The following is a 25,311-nucleotide window of genomic DNA, read 5'->3' as shown; positions in this document are numbered from 1 at the left end:
CTGGAATCATGGGACGTCGCCACACAAGTGCCGCTTGCCTGCCGAGCGGACGGCAGAGAACTCGACGGGGGAGGTCGCACGGTGGTGGAGCATGGCCAGACGGAGAAGAACGAGCGAACGGCGACGGACGAGCGAACGGCGAAGGACCAGGCCGCGACGGACGAGCGGTCGCCGACGGACGAGGCCGCGAGCAGCGAGAAGACCGAGAAGAGAGACGACGCGAAGATGCCCGAGGTGCTACTCGTCACCGGCATGTCCGGTGCGGGAAAGACGGCCGCCACCGCGGCGCTGGACGACCTCGGGTGGTTCGTGGTGGACAACCTCCCGCCGTCGTTGTTGATGGATCTCGTCTCCACGGTGAGCAAGGACGACGCGAGCAGGCGGCTCGCGGTCGTCGCGGACGTGCGCGGTGGCGTGTTCTTCAGCGAGCTGCGCGGTGCGCTCGAGGCCATGGCCGCGGACGGCGTCCGGCCCACCGTGCTGTTCCTTGAAGCCAGCGACGAGGCGCTGGTCCGCCGGTTCGAGTCCGCCCGGCGGCCGCATCCGCTGCAGGGCCATGGCCGGGTGGTGGAGGCGATCGAACGTGAGCGGGCCGAACTCGCATCCCTCCGCGTCGCCGCCGATCTGGTGATCGACACCTCGCTGCTGAACGTGCACGAGCTGGGCGCGCGCATCCGCACCGCCTTCGCCTCCGAACAGGCCGGTCTGCGCGCGGTGATTGTCTCCTTCGGCTTCAAGTACGGCATACCGGTCGACGCCGACATGGTCGCCGACATGCGTTTCCTGCCCAATCCCCATTGGGTGCCCGACCTGCAGCCGCTGACCGGGACGGACACCGCCGTGAGCGATTACGTGCTGGCTCAGGCCGGAGCGGACGAGTTCCTCAACCGGTACGGCGACCTGGTCAGCGCCGTGTCCGAGGGTTATCTGCGCGAAGGGAAGCAGTTTGTGACCATCGGGATCGGATGCACTGGCGGCAAGCACCGCAGCGTGGCGATGAGCGAGGCGCTGGCCGAACGGTTGCGCACCGGCGGTATCGAGACGCTCGTCGTCCACCGCGATCTTGGGCGGGAGTGAGGAGACGCGGGACGTTAGATGGATGCACTCGCGGGCCCGAAGGTCGTGGCGCTGGGCGGCGGACACGGCCTGGCCGCGTCGCTGTCCGCCCTGCGCCGGATCGCCGGCCGGCTGACCGCGGTGGTGACCGTCGCCGACGACGGCGGCTCCAGCGGCCGGCTCCGGCGCGAGCTGGGTGTGCTGCCGCCGGGTGATCTCCGGATGGCGCTGGCGGCGCTCTGCGGCGACGATGAGTGGGGCCGCACCTGGGCCGACGTGCTGCAGCACCGGTTCAGCGGCGGCGGCGAACTGCACGACCACGCGGCCGGCAACCTGCTGATCGTGGCGCTATGGGATCTGCTGGGCGGTCACGTGCAGGGCCTGGAATGGGTGGCCCGGCTGCTCGGCGCCCAGGGGCACGTGCTTCCGATGGCGCTGGTGCCGATGCATATCGAGGCACTCGTGGGCAGCCCGCATCGGTCGGTGGACGGCACCCGGGAGATCCGCACCGTCGCCGGCCAGCACGCGGTCGCGACCGTGGAGGGGGACGTCGTCGCGGTCAGCCTGAGCCCGCCGGATCCGCCGGCCTGCCCGGAGGCGCTGGCCGCGATCGCCGACGCCGAGTGGGTGGTGCTCGGGCCCGGCTCATGGTTCTCAAGTGTGATACCGCACCTGCTCGTACCGGAGCTACGTGAGGCGTTGGTCACCACCCCGGCGCTGCGGGCGGTGACGCTCAACCTGTCCCCGGAGGGCGGCGAGACCACGAACTTCACACCGGAGATGCACCTCGAGGTACTCGGTGCGTACGCCCCTGACCTGCGCATCGACCTAGTGGTGGCGGACCGTGGCTCGGTCCCGGACGAGCCGTTGCTGCGACGCGTGGCGGCCGAGATGGGGGCCGAGCTGGTGGTGACCGACGTGGCGTGTGACGACGGATCGGCGCGACATGACCCCCAACTGCTGGGTTGGACGTTCGCGCGGACCCTTGGACGTGGCAGGATCGGGCCATGGCGATGACAGCATCGGTGAAGGACGAGCTGGCTCGCCTCGAGGTGACCAAGACATGTTGCCGCAAGGCGGAGGTGTCCGCGCTGCTGCGCTTCAGCGGCGGGTTGCACATCGTCAGCGGGAAGATCGTCATCGAGGCGGAGCTGGATACGGGGGTCGCCGCACGTCGGCTGCGGCGCGACATCGCTGACGTGTTCGGGCATGACAGCGAGCTCTCGACCGTCGCGGCGGGCGGCCTTCGCAAGGGGACCGGATACCTGGTGCGCGTGGCGCAGGACGGCGAGCATCTGGCGCGGCAGAGCGGCCTGCTGGACGGTGGCGGCCGGCCGGTGCGCGGCCTGCCGGCGCAGGTGGTGAACGGCGCACTGTGCGACGCGGAGGCGGCGTGGCGGGGAGCGTTCCTCGCGCACGGCTCACTGACCGAGCCGGGTCGTGCGTCGTCGTTGGAGGTGAGCTGTCCGGGGCCGGAGTCGGCGCTGGCGCTGGTCGGTGCGGCGCGGAGGCTCGGGATTCAGGCCAAGGCCCGGGACGTGCGCGGGACCGACCGGGTGGTTGTCCGCGACGGTGAGGCGATCGGCGCTGTGCTGACCCGGATCGGCGCGCACGACAGCGTGCTCGCGTGGGAAGAGCGGCGGATGCGCCGCGAGGTGCGGGCGACGGCGAACCGGCTGGCGAACTTCGACGACGCGAACCTGCGCCGATCCGCGCGGGCGGCCGTCGCCGCGGGGGCACGCGTCGAACGCGCCCTGGAGATCCTGGCCGAAGACGTGCCGGAGCACCTGCGAGTCGCCGGCGAGCTGCGGCTGAAGCACAAGCAGGCGAGCCTGGAAGAGCTGGGGCAGCTCGCCGATCCGCCGATGACGAAGGACGCCATCGCCGGGCGGATCCGTCGGTTGCTGGCGATGGCGGACCGCAAGGCCGCCGATCACGGGATCCCGAACACGGAAGCCAACCTCACCTCGGAGATGCTGGCGCCGTGATGCGGGCGGCCGCCATGGCCGTAGGCGTGCTGGTGCTGCTGTGCGGGTGTACCGGCGGCGGTGGCTCGGACGAGCCGTCGGCCGAGACGGTCACCAGGTCGGCGACGAGTGACACCTCCGAGGAAGCCTGGAAACCCGCCTCCCCGGAGGCCACGACCAGCACACCGCCGACGGAGCGGATCCAGCGCATTCTCGATGCTGCCCGGTTCACCGAGGCGCAGCTGGGGCTCTCGGTGAACGAGCACTACCAGCGTGAGTCCGGGCTGGAGACGCCGACGGCGTCGTTCTGCGGGGACGAAGCGGACCCGGCGGACGAGCAGCGGATCGCCCGTTCGCAGCGGTGGTGGATGAACGACGAGTGGATCGACCACGACGCCGGTGGGTACACCGTGGGGGTCGAAGTGGTCGCGTACCGGCCCGGCGGCGCCCGCGACACCATGGCCGTGTTCGAGGCGGTGCCGCGGACGTGCCCGTCGGTGTCGTACCAGAGCGGTGCTCATGTCACGGCCGAACCGGGGTCGACGCCGACGGGGTTGCCCGGCGATGCGGTCACCCTCCGCGACCACTGGACGTACCCGGATGGCAACGAGGCGCCCGGCATCATGGTGGCGATACCGGCCGGGGACGTCATCGGGTTTCTGTACATCCGCGGCGACCGGGAGAAGGTGGACGAGCGCGTCGGCGAGCTGGCGCGGACGCTGGCCGCGAATGTGGCGGAAGCCGACGCCGCGATCCGCGCGCTCGAATGATGCGGCGCGCCATGCGGCCTCGGAGCACTCCGGGTGTCGGGAGCGCTCGCCGGCGGTGATCGTTCCAAGATCTGAGATTCTGCGGCGATTTTGCCCGAGGCCGTACCCTTCTGGGGTCGGGGAGCGATTACCCCGATACAAGGGAGTGACGTCTGGGGAGGGGCCAGCTGTCCATCGGTGAGGGGTTCGAAGGGGTACTCGATGCTGCCCGGGCGCGTGCGCCGTGGGCTTTCGAGCGTCTATACAACGAGTTCGCCCCGTCGGTCGCCGGATTCCTGCGCTTGCAGGGCGCAGGTGAGCCCGAGGATATGGTCAGCGACGTCTTCATGACCGTGTTCGGCAAGCTGCCGTCGTTCTCCGGGTCGGAGGCGCAGTTCCGCTCCTACGTCTTCACCGTGGCGCGTCGTCGCCTGATCGACGAACGACGGCGGGCCGCGCGGCGGCCCGTGACCCCGACCGACGAGCCACTGGTGTTGGACGGGCCGGGTGGCGATGTGGAGCACGATGCGCTGACCGCGCTCGGGGAGCGGCGGGTGTTCGAGCTGTGCGCGGAGCTCTCCGACGACCAGCGCGAGGTGGTCCTGCTCCGGGTGCTCGCCGATCTGACGGTGGATCAGGTCTCGGTGGTGATCGGGAAGTCCACGGGTGCGGTGAAAGCCCTGCAACGACGTGGTCTGAACGCAATCCGGAAAAAAATCCTCACCGAGGGCGTACCCCTATGAGGCCCTGGAGCGATTACGTAGACGAGATGTCTACGCCAGCCGCATTGGACGACGCAGCCACGGAAGCAGTGCTCCGTGGCGAGCCGGTGTCGTCCGAACTCGTTCCGCTGGCCGAGGCTGTGGAGGCCATCCGCGGCTCGGCCACTGGATACGTGGCGCCGTCGGCAGAACTCGCGGAGCGGATCGCCGCCGGAGACTTTCACGACGTGGAGATCCCGGCGTGGTCCGAAGGTGCGGGCACGGCGGCACGGCTCGGGTCGTGGGTGCAGCCGCTGCGGTCGTGGACGAGCAAGCTGGGGATCCGAGTGCGCGTCGTGGCCGGAGTGGCCGCGCTTCTGCTCGGCTTCACCGGCGTCGCGGCGGCGGGTGGGCTGCCCGAGTCGGTGGAGAACGGGGTCAAGGGCTTCATCGAGCGGGTCAGCCCGGTGACCTTCCCCGAGCGAGCGGATGGCACGGATACCTCTGATCGGCCAGGTGGCACCGGTCCGTCGGGTTCCGGTGACGAGCCGGCCCGGCCGCACGGAGATGAGACCGGCGGGGGCGATCCGGACCGGGGTCAGTCCGGAGACGCCGGCACGCGTCAGCGCACCGACGGGGACAAAAAAGAAACCGACAAACCGAAGAATAAATCGGAGAAAGACTCGACACCGGGTGGCCCGAAGCCGGACAATAACGGTAACGGCGAGAAGCCGGAGAACGAAGGCAACGGTGTAGAGAAGAGGCCCGAGAATCCGGGGAACGGAGCGGACAACCGCCCGGAAGAACCGGGGGAACCGGCTCAGAAGCAAGAAAATCGGCCGGAGAACCCAGGAAGCGGGACGGAGAACCGTCCGGACAACCCCGGCAACAGCGCGGGCGAAGGCCCGCAGGACCGCACAGCTCCGGAGAACGGGTCCAGCGGCAACGACGCGGTGGGCGGCGGCGACGCCGCCGACTCCAGTCCACCGCGCGGGGACCCGCCGAAGGAGAGACGGTCCGACAACGCGCCGGGACCCCCGGCCGGCAAATCTGGGCCCTGAGCGGAGGTTCGCGTATCAGGGTTCCACAAGACGCCCGACGTCCCATTGACCCCACACACGCGTCGGGCGCAGGGAGCGGCTCCGGTTTTCCCCTTGTGCCGGAGCCGCTTCCTCATGTTCGCGAGGCGGCCGAGAACCCGGGCCCACTCAGAATCCATCGCCGATTGCGGCAGACGTGAGACGGCTGCGGTGTCCAAAGCGGACGATCCGCGGGACGTAGGTCCCTGCCGGATGGAGGCCCGTCCATGTGAGTGTGGGAGCGTGATCGATGTGGCATCGGGCGAGGCGAGAAGGTCTTAACCGGGCGTGTCCGGGGTACGGATGGATGAGAGCCCGCCGGGCACCATGTGGGGATGGTTGTACCGCCGGGGATGGACGTAAGGATGTGTGGTGTGGAAACAGGGCGTTCACCGTGTCGTCACACGGGCCTGGCTTTCCGGGTGTCAGATCGCACAGATGTGTCGGACCGGCGTAGGTTAACGGCGGCGAGACATTGAAGCTACCCGCGATGACGCGGATCCGACGGTTATGCCTTAAGGTCAGATCCGGGTCACCACGACGGGGTGGACGACCGCGGGTACGTAAACACCCTGAACCTCAAGAAGGAGAGTGATCCAGCATGACCGTACGGGTAGGCATCAACGGTTTCGGGCGTATCGGTCGGAACTTCTACCGTGCTCTGCTGGCACAGGGCGGCGGCGACGTCGAGGTGGTCGGCTACAACGACCTTGGTGACACCGCGACCTTCGCCCACCTGCTGAAGTACGACAGCATCCTCGGCCGTCTGGACGCCGAGGTCAGCGCCACCGACGAGGGCATCCGAGTCGGTGACAAGACGCTGAAGGCGACCGCTGAGAAGGACCCCGCGAACCTGCCGTGGAAGGACTGGGGCGTCGACGTCGTCATCGAGTCCACCGGCTTCTTCACCGACGCCACCAAGGCGAAGGCGCACCTGGACGCGGGCGCCAAGAAGGTCGTCATCTCCGCACCCGCCAAGAATGAAGACGGCACCTTCGTGCTCGGCGCCAACCACGAGAACTACGACCCGGCGTCGCACCACGTCGTCTCGATGGCCTCCTGCACCACCAACTGCCTGGCACCGATGGCGAAGGTCCTGAACGATTCGTTCGGCCTGGAGCGTGGCCTGATGACCACGATCCACGCCTACACCGCCGACCAGAACCTGCAGGACGGCCCGCACAAGGACCTGCGCCGTGCCCGCGCGGCCGCGCTCAACATCGTGCCCACCAGCACCGGCGCCGCGAAGGCGATCGGACTGGTGCTGCCGGAGCTGAAGGGCAAGCTCGACGGGTTCGCCGTCCGGGTGCCCACGCCAACCGGTTCGGCCACCGACCTCACCGCCACGCTCGCTCGTGAGACCAGCGTCGACGAGGTCAAGGCCGCCTTCAAGGAGGCGGCGGAGGGCCCGCTGAAGGGTTACCTGCGCTACACCGAGGACGAGATCGTCTCCTCCGACATCGTCACCGACCCGTCCTCCTGCATCTTCGATGCGGGCCTGACGCGCGTCATCGGTGACCAGGTGAAGATCGTCGGCTGGTACGACAACGAGTGGGGCTACTCGAACCGCCTGGTCGACTTCGCCCGCTTCGTCGGTTCGTCGCTCTGATCGGCACGGATCACTCGACCATGAGCAAGACGATCGAGAGCCTGGGGGACCTGAAGGGAAAGCGGGTACTGGTCCGCTCCGACCTGAACGTCCCACTCGACGGTGACACCATCACCGATGACGGTCGGGTTCGCGCGTCCGTGCCCACCATCCGCACGCTGGCTGAGGCCGGCGCGCGGGTGGTGGTCACCGCGCACCTGGGCCGTCCCAAGGGCGCACCGGAGCCTAAGTATTCGCTGGCTCCCGTCGCCAAGCGGCTGTCCGAGCTGCTCGGTTCCGAGGTTGCGTTCGCCACCGATCTGGTCGGCGAGAGCGCCCGCAAGACCGTGGCGGCTTTGAACGACGGCGAGGTCGCGCTGCTGGAGAACGTCCGGTTCGACGCCCGCGAGACGAGCAAGGACGACACCGAGCGCGGCGCCTTGGCCGATGAGCTGGCCGGTTTGGCGGATGCGTTCGTCTCCGACGGGTTCGGCGTCGTGCACCGCAAGCAGGCCAGCGTCTACGACGTCGCGCAGCGGCTGCCGCACGCCGCCGGGCGGCTGGTCGAGGCGGAGATGGAGGCGTTCCGCAAGGTCCTGGTGACGCCGGAGCGGCCGTACGTCGTCGTGCTCGGTGGATCGAAGGTGTCCGACAAGCTCGGCGTCATCGACAACCTGATCGGCAAGGTGGACCGGCTGCTGATCGGCGGTGGCATGGCCTTCACCTTCCTCGCGGCCAAGGGCTACGGTGTGGGCGGTTCGCTGCTGGAGAGCGACCAGATCGACACGGTCAAGGGCTATCTGGACCGGGCCGAGCAGGCCGGCGTGGAGATCGTGCTGCCGGTTGACGTCGTGGTGGCCGCGGACATCTCCGAGGACGCCCAGACCTCGGTGGTGGACGCCTCGGCGATCCCGGCCGACCAGAAGGGCCTGGACATCGGACCGGCCACGGTGGAGCTGTTCAGCGGCAAGCTGGCGGACGCCAAGACCGTCGTGTGGAACGGTCCGATGGGCGTGTTCGAACTGTCCCCGTTCGCCGCGGGTACCAAGGATGTGGCGGCGGCGGTGTCGCAGGTGCAGGGCACCAGCGTCGTCGGCGGTGGAGACTCCGCGGCCGCGGTTCGTAAGCTCGGCCTGGACGAGTCCGCGTTCACGCACATCTCGACCGGCGGCGGTGCGTCGCTGGAACTGCTCGAGGGCAGGACCCTGCCCGGCCTGGCGATTCTGGAGGAGTAGGGCGCAGTGGCGACGAATGCTCGCCGGCCGTTGATGGCCGGGAACTGGAAGATGAACCTCAACCACCTCGAGGCGATCGCGCTGGTGCAGAAGCTGGCCTTCTCACTGGATGAGCAGACTTACGAGAAGGTCGACGTGGCGGTGCTGCCGCCGTTCACCGATATCCGTTCCGTGCAGACACTGGTGGACGGGGACAAGCTGAACGTCGCGTACGGCGCGCAGGACCTGTCGGCGCACGATTCCGGCGCCTACACGGGCGAGGTGTCCGGTGCGTTCTTGGCGAAGCTGGGCTGCACCTATGTGGCGGTCGGTCACTCGGAGCGTCGCCAGTACCACGCCGAGTCCGATGAGCTGGTGAACGCCAAGGTCAAGGCCGCGCTGCGGCACGAGCTCACGCCGATCCTGTGCATCGGCGAGGTGCTCGACGTCCGCAAGGCGGGCGAGCATGTCGCACACACGCTGGCCCAGCTCGACGGCGCGCTGAAGGACGTCAGCGCGGAGCAGGCCGCCAAGGTGGTCATCGCCTACGAGCCGGTGTGGGCGATCGGCACCGGCGAGGTGGCGACCCCGGACGACGCCCAGGAGATGGCCGCGGCCATCCGGAGCCGGCTCGGCGAGTTGTATTCGCAGGGTGTGGCCGCCGGCATCCGGATCCTGTACGGTGGTTCGGTCAAGGCTGCCAACGTCGGGCCGATCATGGATCAGGCCGACGTCGACGGGGCTCTCGTCGGCGGAGCCAGCCTCGACGCTGATGGGTTCGCAGCCATCTGTCGCTTCGACCAGTCGTGATCGTCGGGGTAGACTGCTGGCTGCCGGCAAACTGTACGTTCGACTAGGATGAGGCACCCGCCGTGACATTGGTATTCGCAATTCTGCTCGTGGTCACGAGCTTGCTGATGCTGGTCCTCGTGCTCATGCACAAGGGCAAGGGCGGGGGACTCTCCGACATGTTCGGTGGTGGCGTCTCGGCGTCCGTCGGCGGCTCGTCGGTCGCCGAGCGCAACCTCGACCGGCTGACCATCGCGGTCGGCCTGATCTGGGCGGCGAGCATCGTCGCCCTGGGACTGCTCTTGTAGGTCATGCCCGATGGCTCCTGCGGTCCGCTCACCTGCTGCGGCACCTTTGCGAGAAGCCGGATGGGCGTGCGCTGGCGTCATGGGACGCCCTTGGACTGTCGATGGTGCTGAGCTGAGGGAGGACTGACGAGGTGGCCGGTGGTAATGCAATCCGGGGGAGCCGGGTAGGAGCCGGCCCGATGGGTGAGGACGAGCGGGGCGAGACCGCTCCGCGTCGTCAGGTCAGGTACTACTGCGGGCGAGGCCACGTGAGTGCGCCGTACTTCGCGCTGGACGCTGAGGTTCCTGAGTCGTGGGATTGTACGCGCTGCGGTCTGCCGGCCAGCCAGGAGCAGGAGAACCCGCCGCCGATGCCGCGAGTCGAGCCCTACAAGTCCCATCTGGCCTACGTCAAGGAACGCCGCAGCGACGAGGACGGCGCTGCGATCCTCGAGGAAGCGCTCGCCGCCCTCCGCCAGCGCCGCCGCCTGTAGCGCGGCGCCCCCTGCCTACGGTTGCCCAGCCACGGTTACCCACGGTTGGCCACCCGCGCTCACTCACGGTTGCCCACCCGGCGGCGCACGGCTCTATCGGCAACTGCGCGCACGACAGACCACACGGTCTGTCCTCCAGAGCTCGGCCCGCGGTCGTCCGTCACACGACAGGTCACACGGTCTGTCGAATCATCGGCTAGAACTCGCACGACGCCTCGCACATCCTGGGGTCGAGTTCGCCGTCGTGTAGGTTCCAGCCGCACCGAGCGAGGTCGTGTGACCTGCCGTGCGGACGATCGCCGTACCTGGACGTGTATTCCCGGTCGTGCGAGTACTCGTGCTGCATCTGGCCGTTATAGGCGGCTCAACTGCACACAACCACGCTCACGGCTCCGTGTTGCGGCGGTTACGCCCACGATCGGACACACGACAGGGCCACGAGAGCTTCGGAGGCTGCTACCCCAGGCGACGTCGGAACGTTGTGCACGCTATAGCAGATAAAACTCTCCGACGCTTTTCTGCATGGCCGTCAAGCGATGCGCCCGGAGTCACGTCGGTTCGGTGGCGACCAGCCGGCATACCGGGTCGAGGACGCGATGTGCGCGGTCGCGGGCGTGCTCGGGCACATCGCGGACCTCGACCTCGACGCCGAAGTTGGCGGCCTGTTCGGCGAAGCCGCGGATGGCCATCAGGCCGGTGAGGTCGAGCCGGCCGAGTCGGTGCACGTCGAGCACCACGCGTCGGACCGCGGGATTCTCCGCGAGCAGGCCGGTCAGCTGGGTTTCCAGCATCGGGGCCGAGGCGAAGTAGAGCACGCCCTCTGGGTGCACGTAGAGCGTGTCGTCGTCGACCGTGGTGCGAAGGTCCACGCGAAGCTCACGCCATAGGTGCACCACGAAAGCCAACGCGATGCCGATCAACAAGCCACGTTCCACTCGGGGCGCGAGTAGCAGGGTGGCGATGAATGTCGGGACCGCGACCAGGAACTGCGGCTTCGAGTACTGCCAATAGGTGAAGAACGGCTTGAGGTCGATCAGGGATATGGCGGCGACGATGACCAGCCCGGCGAGTACCGCGGTCGGAAGGGCGGACAGAACGCCGGCGAAGGGGAGGACGACAAGGACCGTCGCGCCCGTGACGGCGCCGCTCCACCGGGTGCGCGCCCCGGTCATGCGGTTGAGCGCTGAGCGGGAGAACGAGCCGCCCGCAGGATAGCCGCCGGCGACACCGGCGGCCAGGTTGGCCAGACCTTGGCCGATGAACTCTCTGTTCGGGTTCCATTCCTGACGGTCGGCGGCGGCGTATTTGCGGGCGATCGACGCGGGCTCGGCGAATCCCACCAGGGCGATGAGGATCGCGGGGACGATCAGGTCCGGGACCGCCTCCCAGGGAAGGTCAACGGAGAACGGCGGCAGCCCGCTCGGTACGGTGCCGATCTGGGCGATGTCGAGTGCACCGGCGCGGCTGGCCAGGAGGGCGGCGATCGTGACGATCAATACCCAGGGAATCAGCGCCGATATGCGGCGTCCGCCCATGACGACGGCTACCACCGCGACACCCACCAGCATGGATGCGACGCTCCAGTCACCGGGGCCGGAAAGCGCGTCGAACGCTGCCCGGGCCGGATTGTCCGAATCTGCCGGCGCGTCCAGCAGGCTAGGCACCTGGGAACCGACGATCAACACGGCGGCCGCCACCGTGAATCCGGTGACCACCGGGATCGACATGAAATAGGCGAGCGCACCCCAGCGGATGAGGCCGAGCAGGACACGTGCCGCGCCGACCAGGACGGCCAGGACAGCGGCATAGGCGACGAAGGTGGCCGAGCCCGTCGCGGCGAGCGGGGACAGGGCGCCGAGCGTCAGCAGGCTGGTCAGCGCCACCGGGCCGGTCTGCAGGTACGGCGACGACCCGATCAGCGCTCCGGCGATCGGCGCTACGGCCGCCGCGTACAGGCCGTGCACCGGCGGAAGGCCGGCCAGTTCGGCATAGGCCAGCGACTGGGGGATCAGCACCAGCGCGACGCTGACGCCGGCGATGACATCGCCTCGGGCCGGTGGGGTGAGCCGCATGCTCGGGCTCCTCATCGGACCTGTTCACAGCCCACGACAGCGACTCCTTCGGTGTTGCGAGAAGGTACCTTGACATCAAGGTATCGTCGTTTCGGAACGCTACTGACCAGGTTCGACGTCGGCGCAGCTCAACGCAGGTATATCAGCGTCAACCTACCGTCCTGGTCGGAAAAGGGGCGAAAACTGCCGTAGGTGCTGTAGGCGCTGTAGGTCGATCGATGGTCCGGGTCCGGATTCACCGGCGCCTCGATGGCCCGGATTCAGCCGGCGCGGGCACGGGCCAGCGCCTTCTTCGACACCTTGGCGCTGAACAGGTAGACCTTCTTGCTCTCGCGCGTGGCGAGGCCGGAGTCGGCCAAGCGTTTGAGCACCACTGGACACGCCTTGCACCGGGGCGTGCTGCGGCAGCACTTCTTCTTCGCCTTGACCGAGCGCACCAGGCCATCTTAGGTAAGGCTCGCCTGAAAAGTCACATCGATCTCCGCTGGGCCGGCGATCGTGCTTTACCGGTTGTCGTGCTGGACCGGCTGTTGCGCGGGGGAGACCGTCGTACCGCGCCAGCTGTCACGCATGCAGACCGTCGTACCTGGGATTGCCGCCGGCCGGGATCTTTCTCAGATCGGGCCGCCGCGCCATGCAGGCACAGGTCGACGTCCGACGGCCACCTCGAACGCCGCACGGGCGAGGAGCCGGGTCGAGTCCAGCGTCGGGAGCGGAGAATCCTCCGGCGTCACCAGTAGCGGTATCTCCGTGCAGACCAGCGCGACGGCGTCACAGCCGCGCTCGGCGAGCTGCTCGATGATGCGCACGTACTCCTGTCGCGCCGATTCGGTGAAGACGCCGTTCACCAGCTCGTCGAAGATGATCGAATTGACGACGGATCGGTCCTCGGCGGACGGCACCTCGGCAGCGATACCGCGCTCGGCCAGCGCTCTGGCATACACCGGGCCGTCCATCAGGTACCGGGTCCCGAGTACGCCGACCTGTCGCCGTCCGTCCTGGGCGGCTCGATCGGCGACGACCTCCGCGATGTGCAGGCCAGGAAGTGCCAGCGGCTCACCCGGAACCTCCAGCGCCATGTGCGCCGTATTGTCCGGGCAGACGAAGAACTGCGCGCCGGCCCGGGCCAGCCGCTGCACGCTCGTCGCCAGGGTAGACCGGATCGAAGCGTGGTCACCGGCGTCCCAGGCCGGCATGCTCCGCCCCATCGCGATGCAGTCCAGCGTCACATCGGGATGCTCGTGCGCACCGAGCTCCTCGAATCCTTCCTGGCAGAACACGCGGAAGCAGAGCGACGCGCCCTCCGTGCTGTGCGCCAGGATTCCGGCGTGTCGCATGGCATTCACGGCGGCGTCCTCAGGGTGTCGCGCGCCGGTCGAGCCCGGGCGGCAGCTTGGACGCCGCAGCGTCGTCGAGCAACCATCGGGTGGCGTGCCGGCCCTTGGCGCCGGCCGCGGGGATCTGCGTCGGACCGGCACCGGACAGGGCCATCTTCGCCGCTGGTGCCTTGTCCTCCCCGGACACCACCAACCACACTTCCGCCGCGGACTGTATCGCGGGCAGGGTGAGGCTCAACCGCGTGGGTGGCGGCTTCGGCGCACCGTGCACGGCGACCGCTGGGCGCTCCTCGTACAGCGCCGGCATCTCCGGGAACAGCGACGCGACGTGGCCGTCCGGGCCGACACCCAGCAGCAGCACGTCGAACTCGGGGACCTCGGCGTCCGCGTTCCCGGGGGTGGCCGCGGCCAGCTCCGCCGCATACCACTCGGCCGCTCGCTCCGGATCCCCGGCGAAATCGCCGTCGTCGGCCGGCATCGGATGGACCCGCGCCGGATCGACCGGCACATGGTCCAGCAGCGCATCGCGCGCCTGCGTCTCGTTCCGCTCCGCGTCTCCGGGCGCCAGGAACCGTTCGTCGCCCCACCAGACGTCCACGGCGGACCAGTCGACGGCAGAATGCGCCGGGGAACGACGCACCGCCGCCAGCATGGCCGTGCCGATCCGTCCACCCGTCAGCACCACCGACGCGTGACCCCGCGCCGACTGCGCGTCCACCAGCCGGGTGATCAGCCGGGCGGCGGCCGCCTCGGCGAGCACCTCCGCATCGTGGTGGACCACCACGCTCACGTCACTCATCGCTTGGCCTTGACCTTGGTCCGCGTGGTCTTGCCGGTCTCGCGCTGAAGTTCCAGCCCGTGCAGCAGGACGTCACCGTACACCTCGTCCGGGTCCAGCCGGCGCAACTCCTCGGCCAGGCATTCCCCGGCCGACCGGCGGGGGAGTGCAACCTTGCGGTCGACCCGGTCCGGTGTGCTCAACACCGCGACGTCCTCGTCCGGGCGTTCGATGACGATCGGACCCGACGGCCGGTCCAGGCGCACGCTGAGCATGCCGTCCACCCCGGTAGCCTTGGTGCGGGTGACCGGGCATCGCAGCGTCATGGACAGCCAGCCGGCCAGCAGGTCGGCGCTCGGGTTCTCCGATCCGCCCACCACCCGCACCGAGGTGACGTCCTCGTGCGGCGGCTGATCCAGCGCCGCGGCCAGCAACGCCCGCCACAGGGTCAGCCTGGTCCAGGCCAGGTCGGTGTCACCGGGGCGATACCCGTGGGCACGGTCGGTCAGCGCCGCGGACGGACGCTTGCACGCTGCCGCGTCGGTGATCCGTCGCTGTGCGAGTGCACCGACCGGGTCTTCAGCCGGGACCTCCGGCGCCTCGGCGGGCCACCACGCCACCAGCGGGGCGTCCGGCAGCAGCAACGGCACCACCACCGATACCGGGTGCGCGGTGAGCGGGCCGAAGGTGCGCAGCACGATCACTTCGCTGGCGCCGGCGTCGCCGCCCACCCGGATCTGCGCGTCCAGCCGGGCGGACCCACGCGACGTGCCCTTGATCACGGCGATGATCCGGCACGGGTGCTCGTGGCTGGCATGATTCGCCGACGCGATCGCGCTCTCCGCGTTGTCCTCGTCGGTGATCAGCGCCAGCGTCAGCACCCGGCCGAGGGTGACCGCGCCGTGCTTCTCACGCAGGTCGATCAGCCGCTTGCCGACGTCGCTCGACGTCGTCTTCGGGAGGTCGATGATCACGGTATCCTCCAGTGCCGGCCGTCGCGGGCGAGCATCTCGTCGGCGGACTTGGGACCCCAGCCACCGGATGCGTACTGCTCGGGGGTGCCGTTCTCCGCCCAGAACTCCTCGATGGGATCGAGGATCTTCCAGGACAGCTCGACCTCCTCGTGCCGCGGGAAGAGCGGCGGATCGCCGAGCAGCACGTCAAGGATGAGCCGCTCGTAGGCCTCCGGGCTCTCCTCGGTGAACGAGTAGCCGTAGCCGAAGTCCATGGTGACGTCGCGTACCTCCATCGCCGTGCCCGGCACCTTCGAACCGAATCGGATCGTCACGCCTTCGTCCGGCTGCACCCGGATCACCAGCGCGTTCTCGCCGAGCTCCTCGGTGGCGGTGGACTCGAACGGCAGGTGCGGAGCGCGCTTGAAGACGACGGCCACCTCGGTGACCCGTCGGCCCAGCCGCTTCCCGGTGCGCAGGTAGAACGGGACTCCGGCCCAGCGCCGGGTGTCGATGTCGAGCCGGACGGCGGCGTAGGTCTCGGTCCTGGAGTCCGGCGCGATGCCGTCTTCCTCCAGGTAGCCGCGGACCGGTGTGCCGCCCGCCCAGCCGGCCGCGTACTGCCCGCGCGCGGTGTGCTTGGTCAGATCTGCCGGCAGCCGCACCGCGGAGAGCACCTTCTCCTTCTCCGCACGCAGGTCCGACGGGTCGAAGGAGACCGGTTCCTCCATCGCCACCAGTGCCAGCAGCTGCAGCAGGTGGTTCTGGATGACGTCGCGGGCCGCGCCGATGCCGTCGTAGTACCCCGCCCGTCCACCGATGCCGATGTCCTCGGCCATGGTGATCTGCACGTGATCGACGTAGTGCGCGTTCCAAGTCGGCTCGAACAGCTGGTTGGCGAACCGCAACGCCATGATGTTCTGGACCGTCTCCTTGCCCAGGTAATGGTCGATACGGAAGATCGAGTCGGCCGGGAAGATGTCCTCCACAACGGCGTTGAGTTCGCGCGCGCTCTGCAGGTTGTGGCCGAACGGCTTCTCGATGACGACGCGCCGCCACTGGTCCTCGTTCTCCGGCTCGGCGAGGCCGGAGCGGGCCAGCTGCTTGCAGACGACGTCGAAGAACGACGGCGGGATCGACAGGTAGAAGGCGTGGTTGCCGCCGGTGCCCTGCTGCTCGTCGAGCTTGCGGACGGTCCGCTCCAGCTCATCGAACGCGTCGTCGTCGGAGAAATCACCCGGGACGAACCGGATGCCCTCCGACAGCTGCCGCCAGGTGGCCTCGCTGAACGGCGTGCGGGCGTGCTCCTTGACGGCATCGTGTACCTGCCTGCTGAAATCCTGGGTCGCCCATTCGCGGCGCGCGAAACCGACAAGCGAGAAGCCCGGCGGCAACAGCCCGCGGTTGGCCAGGTCGTACACGGCCGGCATCAACTTCTTGCGGGCCAGATCACCGGTGACCCCGAAGATCACCAGGCTGGACGGCCCGGCGATACGCGGCAGGCGCTTATCCCGCTTGTCCCGCAACGGGTTGGCGAGCCAGGTCATGTCATTGCCTTTCGTCGACATAGGTGCTTGGCCGGCACACGGTCGATCACTGCAGGATCTCCAGCAGTCGCTTGACTCCGGCGCTCCGGTCGGTCAGGTGCAGCCGCAGCACCGGGCGCCCGTGCTCTGCGAGTACCGTCGCGTCGCCCGCGGCCTGCGCCGCGATGAGCTGACCGAAGCTGAACGGCCGGTCGGGGATCTCCAAGTCGTCCGTGACGGCGCCGGTGATCTGCAAGTACACGCCCTGCGCCGGGCCGCCCTTGTGGTACTGGCCGGTCGAATGCAGGAATCGTGGACCCCACCCGTAGGTGGTGGGACGCACGGTGCGGCGGGCCAACGGAACCCGGACAGCGGCCAGGCCGGCGTCGGCCCCCTCCCGGTCCAGGTATGCCATGACCGCCAGGTAACCACGCTCGTCGAGCTGGCTGAGCAGCGACTCCACCGCCCCTTCGACCGAGCTCACCCCGTCCAGCAGACCCGACGTCCCGCGCACCTCGATACCGGCGTCCACGAACGCCGGCGGCTCCGGCTCAGGGCGGGCGTCCAGCAGGCTGCGGGCGGCGGCCTTGGCGCTCTCCACGTCGGGCTGGTCGAACGGGTTGATCCCGATCAGACGCCCGGCGACGGCGGTGGCGTACTCCCAGAGCAGGAACTGCGCGCCCAGCGGTCCGGTGACGACGACACTCGTCTCCGGCGGCGACGCCTGCGCCCCGACCAGCGCGGGCAGCACGTCGGGGGCCGCACCGCGGATCTCCGGATCGTCGGCGGCCGCCGCGATCGGGAGGATCCCGGTGCCCAGCTTGCCGGTGGACTCCGCGATGAGTTGTTCCGCCCAGTCGGCGAAGCCCACGATGCCGGAACCCGCGTCGGCGATGGCGACCTTGTCCCGCCCGTCGGCGACGCCCGAGCCCATCGCGGCGCCGAGCACGAGTGCTGGATTGTCCGGCGCGTCGGAGGCCAGCGTGCCCGCTACTGCGGCGGCCTCGTCCAGGAGCGCGGCGATGTCGGCACCGGCCAGGCCGCTCGGTACCAGGCCGAACGCGGTGAGCGCCGAGTACCGGCCGCCGACGTTGGGATCGGCGAGGAAGAGCCGGCGATAACCGGCTTGCTGGGCGGTCTCGGCGAGCGCCGACCCCGGATCGGTGACGGCGACGATCCGGGACGCGGCATCGATGCCCGCGGCGGCGAACGCCGCTTCGAACGCGCGTCGCTGGCTGTCGGTCTCCACCGTGGTGCCGGACTTGCTGGACACCACCAGCACGGTCCGCTCCAGCCGGTCGCCGAGGGCTCGCTGGATGGACGCCGGATCGGTGGTGTCCAGCACGGTCAGCTCCACGCCTGCCGTCTGGGTGATCACCTCCGGAGCCAGCGACGAGCCGCCCATACCGGCCAGCACGATCCGGTCCAGCCCTTCGGCGCGCAGCTCGGCTTGCAGCGCCTCGATCTCGGCCAGCAACGGCCGGGAGGTTTCGTGCAGGTCGACCCAGCCGAGCCGGATCGATGCCTCGGACTCGGCGTCCGGACCCCACAGCGTCGCGTCCTTGGCACTGATCCGCGACGCCACTCGGTCGGTGACCAACTGGTCCACGGCGCTCGCGGCGTCGACGCCGTGGACGGTTACGTTGAGCTCGCTCGTCACTTCGCCGCTCCGCTCGCTCGTCACTTCGCCGCCTCCAGTTTCGCGGTGACCGAGTCCAGCAGGTCGTTCCAGCTCGCCTCGAACTTCTCCACACCCTCGTCCTCCAGGACCTGGGTGGCGTCGTCGAGGTCGACACCGACCGACTTGATCGCCGCCAGCGTCTCCCACGCGTTTTCCCGATTCGGGCGGATGGTATCCCCGGTGATCTCACCGTGGTCGGCCGTGGCCTCGAGCGTCGACTCGGGCATCGTGTTGACGGTGTCCGGCGCGACCAGGTCCTCGACGTACATGGTGTCCCGGTACTCGGGGTTCTTCGTCGACGTCGACGCCCACAGCGGGCGTTGCCGCTGCGCTCCGGCCGCTTCCAGACGCTTCCACCGGTCCGCGGCGATGACATCCTCGTAGGCGGCGTAGGCCAGCCGCGCGTTGGCGACCGCCGCCCGGCCGCGCAGCGCCAGCGCCTCGTCGGACCCGATCGTCTCCAGTCGCTTGTCGATCTCGGAGTCGACCCGGCTGACGAAGAACGAGGCCACCGAGGCGATCCCGTCCAGGGACTCACCGGCGGCGAGCCGCTGCTCCAGACCGGCCTGATAGGCGTCCATGACCTCACGGTAACGCTCGATCGAGAAGATCAACGTGACGTTCACGCTGATTCCCGCCGCGATCACCGCGGTGATCGCGGGCAGCCCGGCCTTGGTCGCCGGGATCTTGATGAAGATGTTCGGCCGGTCCACCTCCGTCCAGAGCTCGCGCGCCTGGTCGATGGTGCCCTGGGTGTCGTGTGCGAGCCGCGGGTCGACCTCGATGGAGACCCGGCCGTCGCCGTTGTCGCTGCGCTCGGCGACCGGGGCGAACAGGTCGGCGGCGGCGCGCACGTCGTCGGTGGTGAGGTCGCGCACGGCGGCGTCGGCGTCGGAGCCTTGGCCGGCGTGCCGACGCAGGTCGTCGTCGTACAGGCTGCTCTTGGAGATGGCAGCCTGGAAGATCGACGGGTTGGTGGTCACGCCGACGACGTGCCACGCCTCGATGAGGTTCCGCAGGTTGCCGGTGGTGATGCGATCCCGGGACAGGTCGTCCAGCCAGACCGCCACGCCGGCGTCGGACAGCCGGGACAGGGGAGTGGTGTCAGTGGTCATAGCGATCAGCTCCATTGCGTGCGTTTCTCACGGTGTCCTGCAACGTGTGGCTCGGGGTCCGGCGACGCGTGCCGTGGAACCACGCGTCGCCGGGCGTGAGCGCCTGGTCGGGGGTGGCCGTCACCGGGCGGCTTCGATCGACTCCTTGGCGGCCGCGACGACCGCCTCGGGGGTGAAGCCGTACTCCCGGAACAGGATCTTGTAGTCGGCGGAGGCGCCGAAGTGCTCGAGGCTCACCGCGCGCCCGGCGTCGCCGAGATAGCGGTGCCAGCTCATCGCGACGCCGGCCTCGACCGAGACGCGCGCCTTGACGCTGGCCGGCAGCACCGACTCCTTGTACTCGGCGCTCTGCTCCTCGAACCACTCGTGTGACGGGAATGACACCACCCGGGTGGGAACACCCTCGGCTTGGAGCCGCTCGCGTGCCTCGACGGCGAGCTGCAGCTCGGAGCCGCTGGCCATCAAGATGACTCGCGGCTCGCCGTTGCCGTCGCCCGTGGCGGCGTCGGCGAAGACGTAGGCGCCCTTCGCCACACCCTCGGCGGAGGCGTAGACAGAGCGGTCGAAGGTCGGGATGCCCTGCCGGGTCAGCGCGATGCCGGCCGGCTTGTGACCGCGCTCCAGGATGGTCCGCCATGCCACCGCCGTCTCGTTCGCGTCCGCCGGGCGCACCACGTCGAATCCGGGGATGGCCCGCAGCGCGCTGAGGTGCTCGACCGGCTGATGGGTCGGGCCGTCTTCGCCCAGGCCGATGGAGTCGTGCGTCCAGACGAACGTCGTCGGGATCTGCTGCACGGCGGCGAGCCGGACCGCGGCCCGCTGATAGTCGCTGAAGACCAGGAACGTGGCCGCGTACGGCCGGGTGAGTCCGTTCAGCGCGATGCCGTTGGCGATCAGCCCGGCGGCGAACTCGCGCACGCCGAAATGCAATGTGCGGCCATAGGGGTGGCCGGGGAACATCTCGCTGGAGCGCTTCTCCGGCAGGAAGCTCGGCTCACCGGTGATGGTGGTGTTGTTCGAGCCGGCGAGATCCGCCGACCCGCCCCACAACTCCGGCAGTACCGGTGCGATCGCGTTGAGTACCTTGCCGGACGCCGCGCGGGTGGCGATGCCCTTCTCCGAGGGCTCGAACTCGGGCAGGGCATCGGTCCAGCCGGCCGGCAGCTTCCGCTCGCGCAGCCGGTCGAGGAGTGCGGCGCGCTCCGGGTTGGCCTCGCGCCACGCGAGATAGCGCTCCTCCCACTCGGCGCGCAGCTTCTTGCCGCGGTCGACGGCGAGCTGCGTGTGCTCGATGACGTCGTCGGCGACGTCGAAGCTCTTCTCCGGATCCGCACCGAGGATGCGCTTGGTGGCGGCCACCTCGTCGGCGCCGAGTGCGGAGCCGTGGATGGCGCCGGTGTTCTGCTTGTTCGGGGCCGGCCAGCCGATGGTGGTGCGTACGGCGATGAACGACGGACGGTCGGTGACCTGTTTCGCCTCCTGCAGCGCCGCGAACACGGCCTGCGGGTCCTCCCGGTACTCGGGGCCGGTGAAGTCGACCACCTGCGTGTGCCAGCCGTACGCCTCGTAGCGGGCGATGGTGTCCTCGGTGAAGGCGATGTTGGTGTCGTCCTCGATGGAGATCTTGTTGTCATCCCAGAGGACGATCAGGTTGCCGAGCTCCTGCGTGCCTGCCAGGGAACTCGCCTCGCTGGAGACGCCCTCCTCCAGGTCTCCGTCGGAGGCGATCACGTAAATGTGGTGGTCGAAGATGCTCTCGCCGGGCGCGGCGTCCGGGTCGAGCAGCCCGCGCACGCGGCGAGCGGCGAACGCCATGCCGACCGCGGAGCCGAAGCCGGAACCGAGCGGCCCGGTGGTGACCTCGACGCCTTCGGTGTGGCCATACTCCGGGTGTCCCGGTGTCTTGGATCCCCAGGTGCGGAACGACTTCAGGTCGTCCAGAGTGACGTTGTAGCCCGCCAGATAGAGCTGGATGTACTGCGTGAGGCTACTGTGGCCGGCGGAGAGCACGAACCGGTCCCGTCCGAGCCAGCCCGGGTCGGACGGATCGTGACGAAGAACACGTTGGTAGAGCGTGTAGGCGACCGGGGCGAGGCTCATCGCCGTACCCGGATGCCCGTTGCCCACCTTCTCAACGGCGTCCATGGCCAGCAGCCGGACGGTATCGACAGCACGGTCGTCGAGCTCGGACCACTCGAGACCGGTGGAGTTGGCGGGGGTTGTGTTCACAGGTGCGCCCTTCCCTTCATGATGACCCGTCTTCCATAGTGGCCCGTCCCTTCGTGATGGCCCCGTCGAGCCAAACGTGTGAGTTCCTCATCACGGGATACGGACTCGAGCGTAGTGGGGGCCTCCGTGCGCCGTGCGGCGGCCGTCGGTTCGTCCGGCAGAGTTCACTCGGATGTGAACTGGGCGTGCCCGCCGACCGTCGCGCGGTGACCCACCGTTAAACTCGAACCGAACAGTCGAGGCGGTTGTTCCGACGCCGCCGGCAAACCGCCCACCATTGCTAAGGATGACCGTGACGGCCCTGGAACAACGCGGCGCCGATGTGACGCGGATCATGGACTCCACGGCCGCCCGAAGCGGTGCCCGGCCGGTGAATCCCAGGACCGGGCAGCCCGCCGGCGTACGCCAGGCTGTGGGCGCTTACGTCTCGCTGATGAAGCTGCGTGTCGTGGAGCTGCTCCTGGTCACGACGCTGCCGGCGATGGTGCTGGCGGAGCGCGGCATCCCCGAGCTGTGGCTGGTGGCGGTCACATTGCTGGGCGGAACGCTGGCGGCCGGGAGCGCGCACGCGTTCAACCAGGTGCTCGAGCGGGACATCGACGCGGTCATGCACCGCACCCGCCGCCGACCGGTGGCGATGGCGGTGGTGTCGCCGGTGGCGGCGTTCTCCTTCGCTTCTGTGCTGCTGGTGCTGGCCGTGGTGATGATGGCGGTGTGGGTCAACCCGCTCGCGGCCGCACTGACCGCGGGCGCGAACCTGTTCTACGTCTTCATCTACACCGTGCTGCTCAAGCGGCGCACGACGCAGAACATCGTCTGGGGCGGCGTCGCCGGCTGCCTGCCCACGCTCATCGGGTGGGCTGCGGTCACCGGAAGCCTGGACTGGCCGCCGGTGCTGCTGTTCCTCATCGTCTTCTTCTGGACCCCGCCGCACTACTGGCCGTTGGCGATGCGCTACCGCGATGACTACGAGCGGGCCGGGGTGCCGATGCTCCCGGTGGTGGCACCGGCGCGGACGGTGGCGGCACAGATCCTGGCGTACTCGTGGGCGATGGTGGCGACGTCATTGGTGCTGTGGCCGGTCGGCGGACTGGGCTGGGTCTACGGGCTCGGCGCCGTGGTCGCGGCCGTGTGGTTCCTGCTGGAAGCGCATCAGCTGTACGGGCGCGCGCGTCGCGATCCCACGGACGCGGGGCTGAAGGCGATGCGCCTGTTCCACGGCTCGATCACCTATCTCACCATCACGTTCGTCGCCGTGATGGCGGACGTGCTCATCCTCGGTTGAGCTCGCTGTACCGCCATAAGGTGAGGAGACGGCCGCCGGCCCCCGCAAGGCTGCACTCACCAGGTGAGTTGTGCGACGAGGAATCCGCGTTGTGGATCGTCAGACGGGCGGTGGCGTGTCGGTGTAATGGAATGCGACAGCGCTGCCGGACGACGCGGGCCATCGCGCGCGATGGGATACGAGTTCAGGGCGCTATGACGCACCAAACGCGAATCCCATCACCGCCGTGCATGCTCCAACGCGGTAGCAGAGTGTGTTGAACCCTCCGCTGACCGACGCGCGTGGCGGATGCGGTGAGCAGGCTGTGCGCCGTGGATCGCGCGCTCCGAGCCGTCGGACCCGGACCATGCTGCCGAGCGAGACGTGAATTCGATTTGAGTCTCCAGCGACTGGAAGGTCCACCGTGGAGCACGTGAACAACGACGACGTCTGGCTGACCATCGGCGAAGCGGCGGAGCGGACCGGACTACCGGTCAAGACGGTCCGCTACTACGCCGACATCGGCCTGGTGCCGTCGACCGGCAGATCCTCAACCGGCTACCGGCTCTACGACTCGCGCACGCTGGCGCGCCTGGACCTGGTCCGCACACTGCGGGAGCTCGGCTTCGACCTGGCGTCCATCCGGGCCTTCCTGGACCAGGCGGTCACGCTGAGCGAGCTGGCGACGAGCCATGCCGCAGCGATCGACGCGCAGATTCGCATCCTGCGGACCCGGCGTTCGGTGTTGCGGGCGGTGGCCAGGTTGGGGATCGACGACCAGAAGGAGCTGGAGACGATGAACAAGCTGGCACAGCTGTCCGCGGAGGAACGACAGCGGATCATCGACGAGTACTGGGACGAGACGTTCTCGGGTCTGGACCTGGACCCGCAGTTCGTCCAGAAGTCGCGATCGGTCAAGGTCGACCTGCCCGACGATCCCACGCAGGAGCAGGTCGACGCGTGGATCGAGCTTGCGGAGCTGGTGCAGGATCCGGACTACCGGGCGCGGGTGCGCGAAATGGCGAAGGCCTCGCACGATGCGCGCGGGTCGGAGGACGAAGCGGCGGCCCCGGGCCCGGAGCAGGTGGCGCTCTTCGAACAGGTGACGGAGACGGTGACGCCGTTGCGCGAAGCCGGCGTGGAACCGGACTCGGAGGGTGCGCAGCAGGCCATCGGCGAGTTGGCGGCCGCGTTCGCCGCGGCCCGCGGCGTGCCGGACGACGCCGGATTCCGGCGGCAACTGGCCGACCAGATCACGACATTCTCCGACCGCCGGGTGGAGCGGTTCTGGGAGCTCGTCGGCATCGTGAACGGGTGGCGGCAGGAGCAGTCCCGCGGCGGCAGCGTCGCCGCGATGGAGTGGTTCGCGGCGGCCCTGCGCGGATAGGCCGTGCCGCCCCGTCCTCGAGCGGAACGTCGGAAGGTTGTTGTTGCTATGGCAGCGACAACCTTCCGACGCACACACGGAAAGCGGACTATGCTCGGCGCCGGTAGGCGTACATCGCCAGTGCGCCGAAGGCCACCAGGAATCCGGCCGACCAGAGCAACGTCGCCGTTACGGACTCCGCGACGGAGTTCGCGGCGGTGCTCGCTGCGGTGCTTGCGGCGGAGCCCGCCGCCGGATTGTCCAATAGCAGGCCACGGGTGGCGTCCATGGCGTGGCTCACCGGGTTGATGTCCGTCCACGCCTGCAGCCAGCCCGGCAATGTCTCCTTCGGGGCCACCATGTCGGTGCCGAAGGTCAGCGGGAAGATCCCTAGGAAGGCGACCGTGGTCACCACGTTCTCGTCCTTCACCGCCACGCCGATGAACACTGACAACCAGCTGAGCGAGAAGCCGAGGGCCACGCAGAGCAGCACCGCCCCCAGCGCCGAGGCCAGGTCGGTCTCCACCCGGAAGCCCATCAGGTACGCGACGGCGAAGACCGTCACGACAGCGATGACATATCGGATCATGTCGCCCAGCACGGACCCGATCAACGGCGCGCCGCGCGCGATCGGGAGGCTGCGGAACCGGTCGAACACACCCTTCTTGATGTCGATGTTGATGTGCAGGCCGGTGGCCAGCAGCCCGGCGAGGATCGTCGTCATCACGAGGATCCCGGGGAAGAGGTACTGCACGTACTCGTCCCTGGAGTCGGCGACGGCACCACCGAACAGGTAGACGAACATCACCAGGAACATGATCGGCATGATCAAGGCGTCCATCTGTTCGCCGGGGTTGCGGCGAGTCTTGGTCAATGACCGCTGGGCCAGGATCAGGCTTTCCCGGATCACCCCGCGCGGGGTGAGGACCGTTTCCGGCGGGGGCGCGGTCACGGTAGCGGACGTGGAGGAGCGGTCGGAACCGGGTTCGGCCGTGCCGGTCGGGGCATCGGGCACCGGGGCGCGGTCAGCGTGCGACGTCGTCGATCGGTCGTTCATGTGGCACTA

At 69.0% G+C, this 25,311-nt stretch carries 23 protein-coding genes; 13 read left to right on the top strand and 10 right to left on the bottom strand.

All coding sequences use genetic code 11. The annotated features are described in order from the left end of the window. Nucleotides 1-81: 81 nt before the first annotated feature. The 11 genes from rapZ to G1H10_RS18535 all read left to right on the top strand — a co-directional run bounded on the left by rapZ (nt 82) and on the right by G1H10_RS18535 (nt 9,924). Nucleotides 82-1,077 (top strand): RNase adapter RapZ, encoded by a 996-nt coding sequence (gene rapZ, locus G1H10_RS18585; RefSeq protein WP_163740668.1) that lies wholly within the window; start codon nt 82-84, stop codon nt 1,075-1,077. Nucleotides 1,078-1,095: 18 nt separating this feature from the next. Next, nucleotides 1,096-2,073 carry a gluconeogenesis factor YvcK family protein gene (locus G1H10_RS18580; protein ID WP_163740520.1) on the top strand — a complete coding sequence of 326 codons (978 nt, stop codon included), beginning with the start codon at nt 1,096-1,098 and terminating at the stop codon, nt 2,071-2,073. Next, complete coding sequence (gene whiA / locus G1H10_RS18575; RefSeq protein WP_163740519.1) at nt 2,064-3,044, top strand: DNA-binding protein WhiA; 981 nt, start codon at nt 2,064-2,066, stop codon at nt 3,042-3,044. The genes G1H10_RS18580 and whiA overlap by 10 nt, the downstream gene beginning before the upstream one ends. Beyond that, nucleotides 3,041-3,793: a hypothetical protein gene (locus G1H10_RS18570; RefSeq protein WP_163740517.1), complete on the top strand. Its 753-nt coding sequence runs from the start codon at nt 3,041-3,043 to the stop codon at nt 3,791-3,793. The genes whiA and G1H10_RS18570 overlap by 4 nt, the downstream gene beginning before the upstream one ends. A 152-nt stretch (nt 3,794-3,945) precedes the next feature. Beyond that, on the top strand, nt 3,946-4,515 hold the full coding sequence (locus G1H10_RS18565; RefSeq protein ID WP_163740666.1) for an RNA polymerase sigma factor: 570 nt from the start codon (nt 3,946-3,948) through the stop codon (nt 4,513-4,515). Between the two features lie 26 nt (nt 4,516-4,541). After that, nucleotides 4,542-5,534 carry a hypothetical protein gene (locus tag G1H10_RS18560; protein WP_163740515.1) on the top strand — a complete coding sequence of 331 codons (993 nt, stop codon included), beginning with the start codon at nt 4,542-4,544 and terminating at the stop codon, nt 5,532-5,534. 619 nt (nt 5,535-6,153) lie between these two features. Next, on the top strand, nt 6,154-7,161 hold the full coding sequence (gene gap / locus G1H10_RS18555) for a type I glyceraldehyde-3-phosphate dehydrogenase (RefSeq protein ID WP_163740514.1): 1,008 nt from the start codon (nt 6,154-6,156) through the stop codon (nt 7,159-7,161). Nucleotides 7,162-7,181: 20 nt separating this feature from the next. Beyond that, a complete protein-coding gene (locus G1H10_RS18550; RefSeq protein WP_163740511.1) occupies nt 7,182-8,375 on the top strand; it encodes a phosphoglycerate kinase in 1,194 nt (397 codons plus the stop codon). A gap of 33 nt (nt 8,376-8,408) precedes the next feature. After that, the gene (gene tpiA, locus G1H10_RS18545) at nt 8,409-9,164 is read left to right on the top strand and encodes a triose-phosphate isomerase (protein WP_163740664.1); all 756 of its coding nucleotides are present in this window, start codon (nt 8,409-8,411) and stop codon (nt 9,162-9,164) included. Between the two features lie 62 nt (nt 9,165-9,226). After that, nucleotides 9,227-9,451 carry a preprotein translocase subunit SecG gene (gene secG / locus G1H10_RS18540; protein ID WP_163740510.1) on the top strand — a complete coding sequence of 75 codons (225 nt, stop codon included), beginning with the start codon at nt 9,227-9,229 and terminating at the stop codon, nt 9,449-9,451. 131 nt (nt 9,452-9,582) lie between these two features. Continuing rightward, nucleotides 9,583-9,924: an RNA polymerase-binding protein RbpA gene (locus G1H10_RS18535; RefSeq protein WP_163740508.1), complete on the top strand. Its 342-nt coding sequence runs from the start codon at nt 9,583-9,585 to the stop codon at nt 9,922-9,924. Nucleotides 9,925-10,472: 548 nt separating this feature from the next. Here the strand turns inward: G1H10_RS18535 and G1H10_RS18530 are convergent. The 9 genes from G1H10_RS18530 to tkt form a co-directional block, all read right to left on the bottom strand. Continuing rightward, nucleotides 10,473-11,996, bottom strand: coding sequence for a SulP family inorganic anion transporter (locus G1H10_RS18530; protein ID WP_163740506.1), 1,524 nt, complete (start codon nt 11,994-11,996; stop codon nt 10,473-10,475). Between the two features lie 260 nt (nt 11,997-12,256). Beyond that, nucleotides 12,257-12,433, bottom strand: coding sequence for a hypothetical protein (locus G1H10_RS32155; RefSeq protein WP_216853408.1), 177 nt, complete (start codon nt 12,431-12,433; stop codon nt 12,257-12,259). 177 nt (nt 12,434-12,610) lie between these two features. Then, nucleotides 12,611-13,333, bottom strand: a complete 723-nt coding sequence (locus tag G1H10_RS18525; protein WP_163740662.1) for an aspartate/glutamate racemase family protein — start codon at nt 13,331-13,333, stop codon at nt 12,611-12,613. 19 nt (nt 13,334-13,352) lie between these two features. Continuing rightward, nucleotides 13,353-14,132, bottom strand: coding sequence for a 6-phosphogluconolactonase (gene pgl, locus G1H10_RS18520; RefSeq protein WP_163740504.1), 780 nt, complete (start codon nt 14,130-14,132; stop codon nt 13,353-13,355). Next, entirely contained in the window at nt 14,129-15,085 is a 957-nt protein-coding gene (opcA, locus tag G1H10_RS18515) for a glucose-6-phosphate dehydrogenase assembly protein OpcA (protein ID WP_163740502.1), read from the bottom strand. The genes pgl and opcA overlap by 4 nt, the downstream gene beginning before the upstream one ends. Next, a complete protein-coding gene (gene zwf, locus G1H10_RS18510) occupies nt 15,082-16,611 on the bottom strand; it encodes a glucose-6-phosphate dehydrogenase (RefSeq protein ID WP_163740500.1) in 1,530 nt (509 codons plus the stop codon). Before zwf ends, opcA begins: the two co-directional genes overlap by 4 nt. Nucleotides 16,612-16,657: 46 nt before the next feature. Then, nucleotides 16,658-18,250 (bottom strand): phosphoglucose isomerase-related protein, encoded by a 1,593-nt coding sequence (locus G1H10_RS18505; protein WP_163740498.1) that lies wholly within the window; start codon nt 18,248-18,250, stop codon nt 16,658-16,660. A 20-nt stretch (nt 18,251-18,270) separates the two neighbouring features. Further along, nucleotides 18,271-19,386 carry a transaldolase gene (gene tal / locus G1H10_RS18500; protein ID WP_163740496.1) on the bottom strand — a complete coding sequence of 372 codons (1,116 nt, stop codon included), beginning with the start codon at nt 19,384-19,386 and terminating at the stop codon, nt 18,271-18,273. A gap of 120 nt (nt 19,387-19,506) precedes the next feature. Then, nucleotides 19,507-21,615 (bottom strand): transketolase, encoded by a 2,109-nt coding sequence (tkt, locus tag G1H10_RS18495; protein WP_163740494.1) that lies wholly within the window; start codon nt 21,613-21,615, stop codon nt 19,507-19,509. 286 nt (nt 21,616-21,901) lie between these two features. Between tkt and G1H10_RS18490 the strand changes: the two genes are divergently transcribed. Further along, on the top strand, nt 21,902-22,900 hold the full coding sequence (locus G1H10_RS18490) for a heme o synthase (RefSeq protein ID WP_163740492.1): 999 nt from the start codon (nt 21,902-21,904) through the stop codon (nt 22,898-22,900). 412 nt (nt 22,901-23,312) lie between these two features. Beyond that, the gene (locus tag G1H10_RS18485) at nt 23,313-24,266 is read left to right on the top strand and encodes a MerR family transcriptional regulator (protein WP_216853405.1); all 954 of its coding nucleotides are present in this window, start codon (nt 23,313-23,315) and stop codon (nt 24,264-24,266) included. Between the two features lie 88 nt (nt 24,267-24,354). Here the strand turns inward: G1H10_RS18485 and G1H10_RS18480 are convergent, their stop codons facing one another. After that, nucleotides 24,355-25,302, bottom strand: coding sequence for an ABC transporter permease (locus tag G1H10_RS18480; protein ID WP_163740488.1), 948 nt, complete (start codon nt 25,300-25,302; stop codon nt 24,355-24,357). Nucleotides 25,303-25,311 lie beyond the last annotated feature (9 nt).

Source organism: Phytoactinopolyspora halotolerans, assembly GCF_010550675.1.
In the GTDB taxonomy this organism is placed as follows: Bacteria; Actinomycetota; Actinomycetes; order Jiangellales; family Jiangellaceae; genus Phytoactinopolyspora; species Phytoactinopolyspora halotolerans.
Note: the sequence above shows the minus strand (reverse complement) of the source record. Positions and strands in the feature narration are given on the sequence as shown.

Coding starts and splice junctions, on each gene's coding strand:
- pgl (WP_163740504.1), bottom strand. CDS start 14,132: ATGAGTGACGTGAGCGTGGTGGTCCACCACGATGCGGAGGTGCTCGCC.
- G1H10_RS18550 (WP_163740511.1), top strand. CDS start 7,182: ATGAGCAAGACGATCGAGAGCCTGGGGGACCTGAAGGGAAAGCGGGTA.
- G1H10_RS18530 (WP_163740506.1), bottom strand. CDS start 11,996: ATGCGGCTCACCCCACCGGCCCGAGGCGATGTCATCGCCGGCGTCAGC.
- G1H10_RS18580 (WP_163740520.1), top strand. CDS start 1,096: ATGGATGCACTCGCGGGCCCGAAGGTCGTGGCGCTGGGCGGCGGACAC.
- G1H10_RS18480 (WP_163740488.1), bottom strand. CDS start 25,302: ATGAACGACCGATCGACGACGTCGCACGCTGACCGCGCCCCGGTGCCC.
- G1H10_RS18560 (WP_163740515.1), top strand. CDS start 4,542: ATGTCTACGCCAGCCGCATTGGACGACGCAGCCACGGAAGCAGTGCTC.
- G1H10_RS18490 (WP_163740492.1), top strand. CDS start 21,902: ATGACCGTGACGGCCCTGGAACAACGCGGCGCCGATGTGACGCGGATC.
- zwf (WP_163740500.1), bottom strand. CDS start 16,611: ATGACCTGGCTCGCCAACCCGTTGCGGGACAAGCGGGATAAGCGCCTG.
- G1H10_RS18525 (WP_163740662.1), bottom strand. CDS start 13,333: ATGCGACACGCCGGAATCCTGGCGCACAGCACGGAGGGCGCGTCGCTC.
- gap (WP_163740514.1), top strand. CDS start 6,154: ATGACCGTACGGGTAGGCATCAACGGTTTCGGGCGTATCGGTCGGAAC.
- tpiA (WP_163740664.1), top strand. CDS start 8,409: ATGGCCGGGAACTGGAAGATGAACCTCAACCACCTCGAGGCGATCGCG.
- whiA (WP_163740519.1), top strand. CDS start 2,064: ATGGCGATGACAGCATCGGTGAAGGACGAGCTGGCTCGCCTCGAGGTG.
- tal (WP_163740496.1), bottom strand. CDS start 19,386: ATGACCACTGACACCACTCCCCTGTCCCGGCTGTCCGACGCCGGCGTG.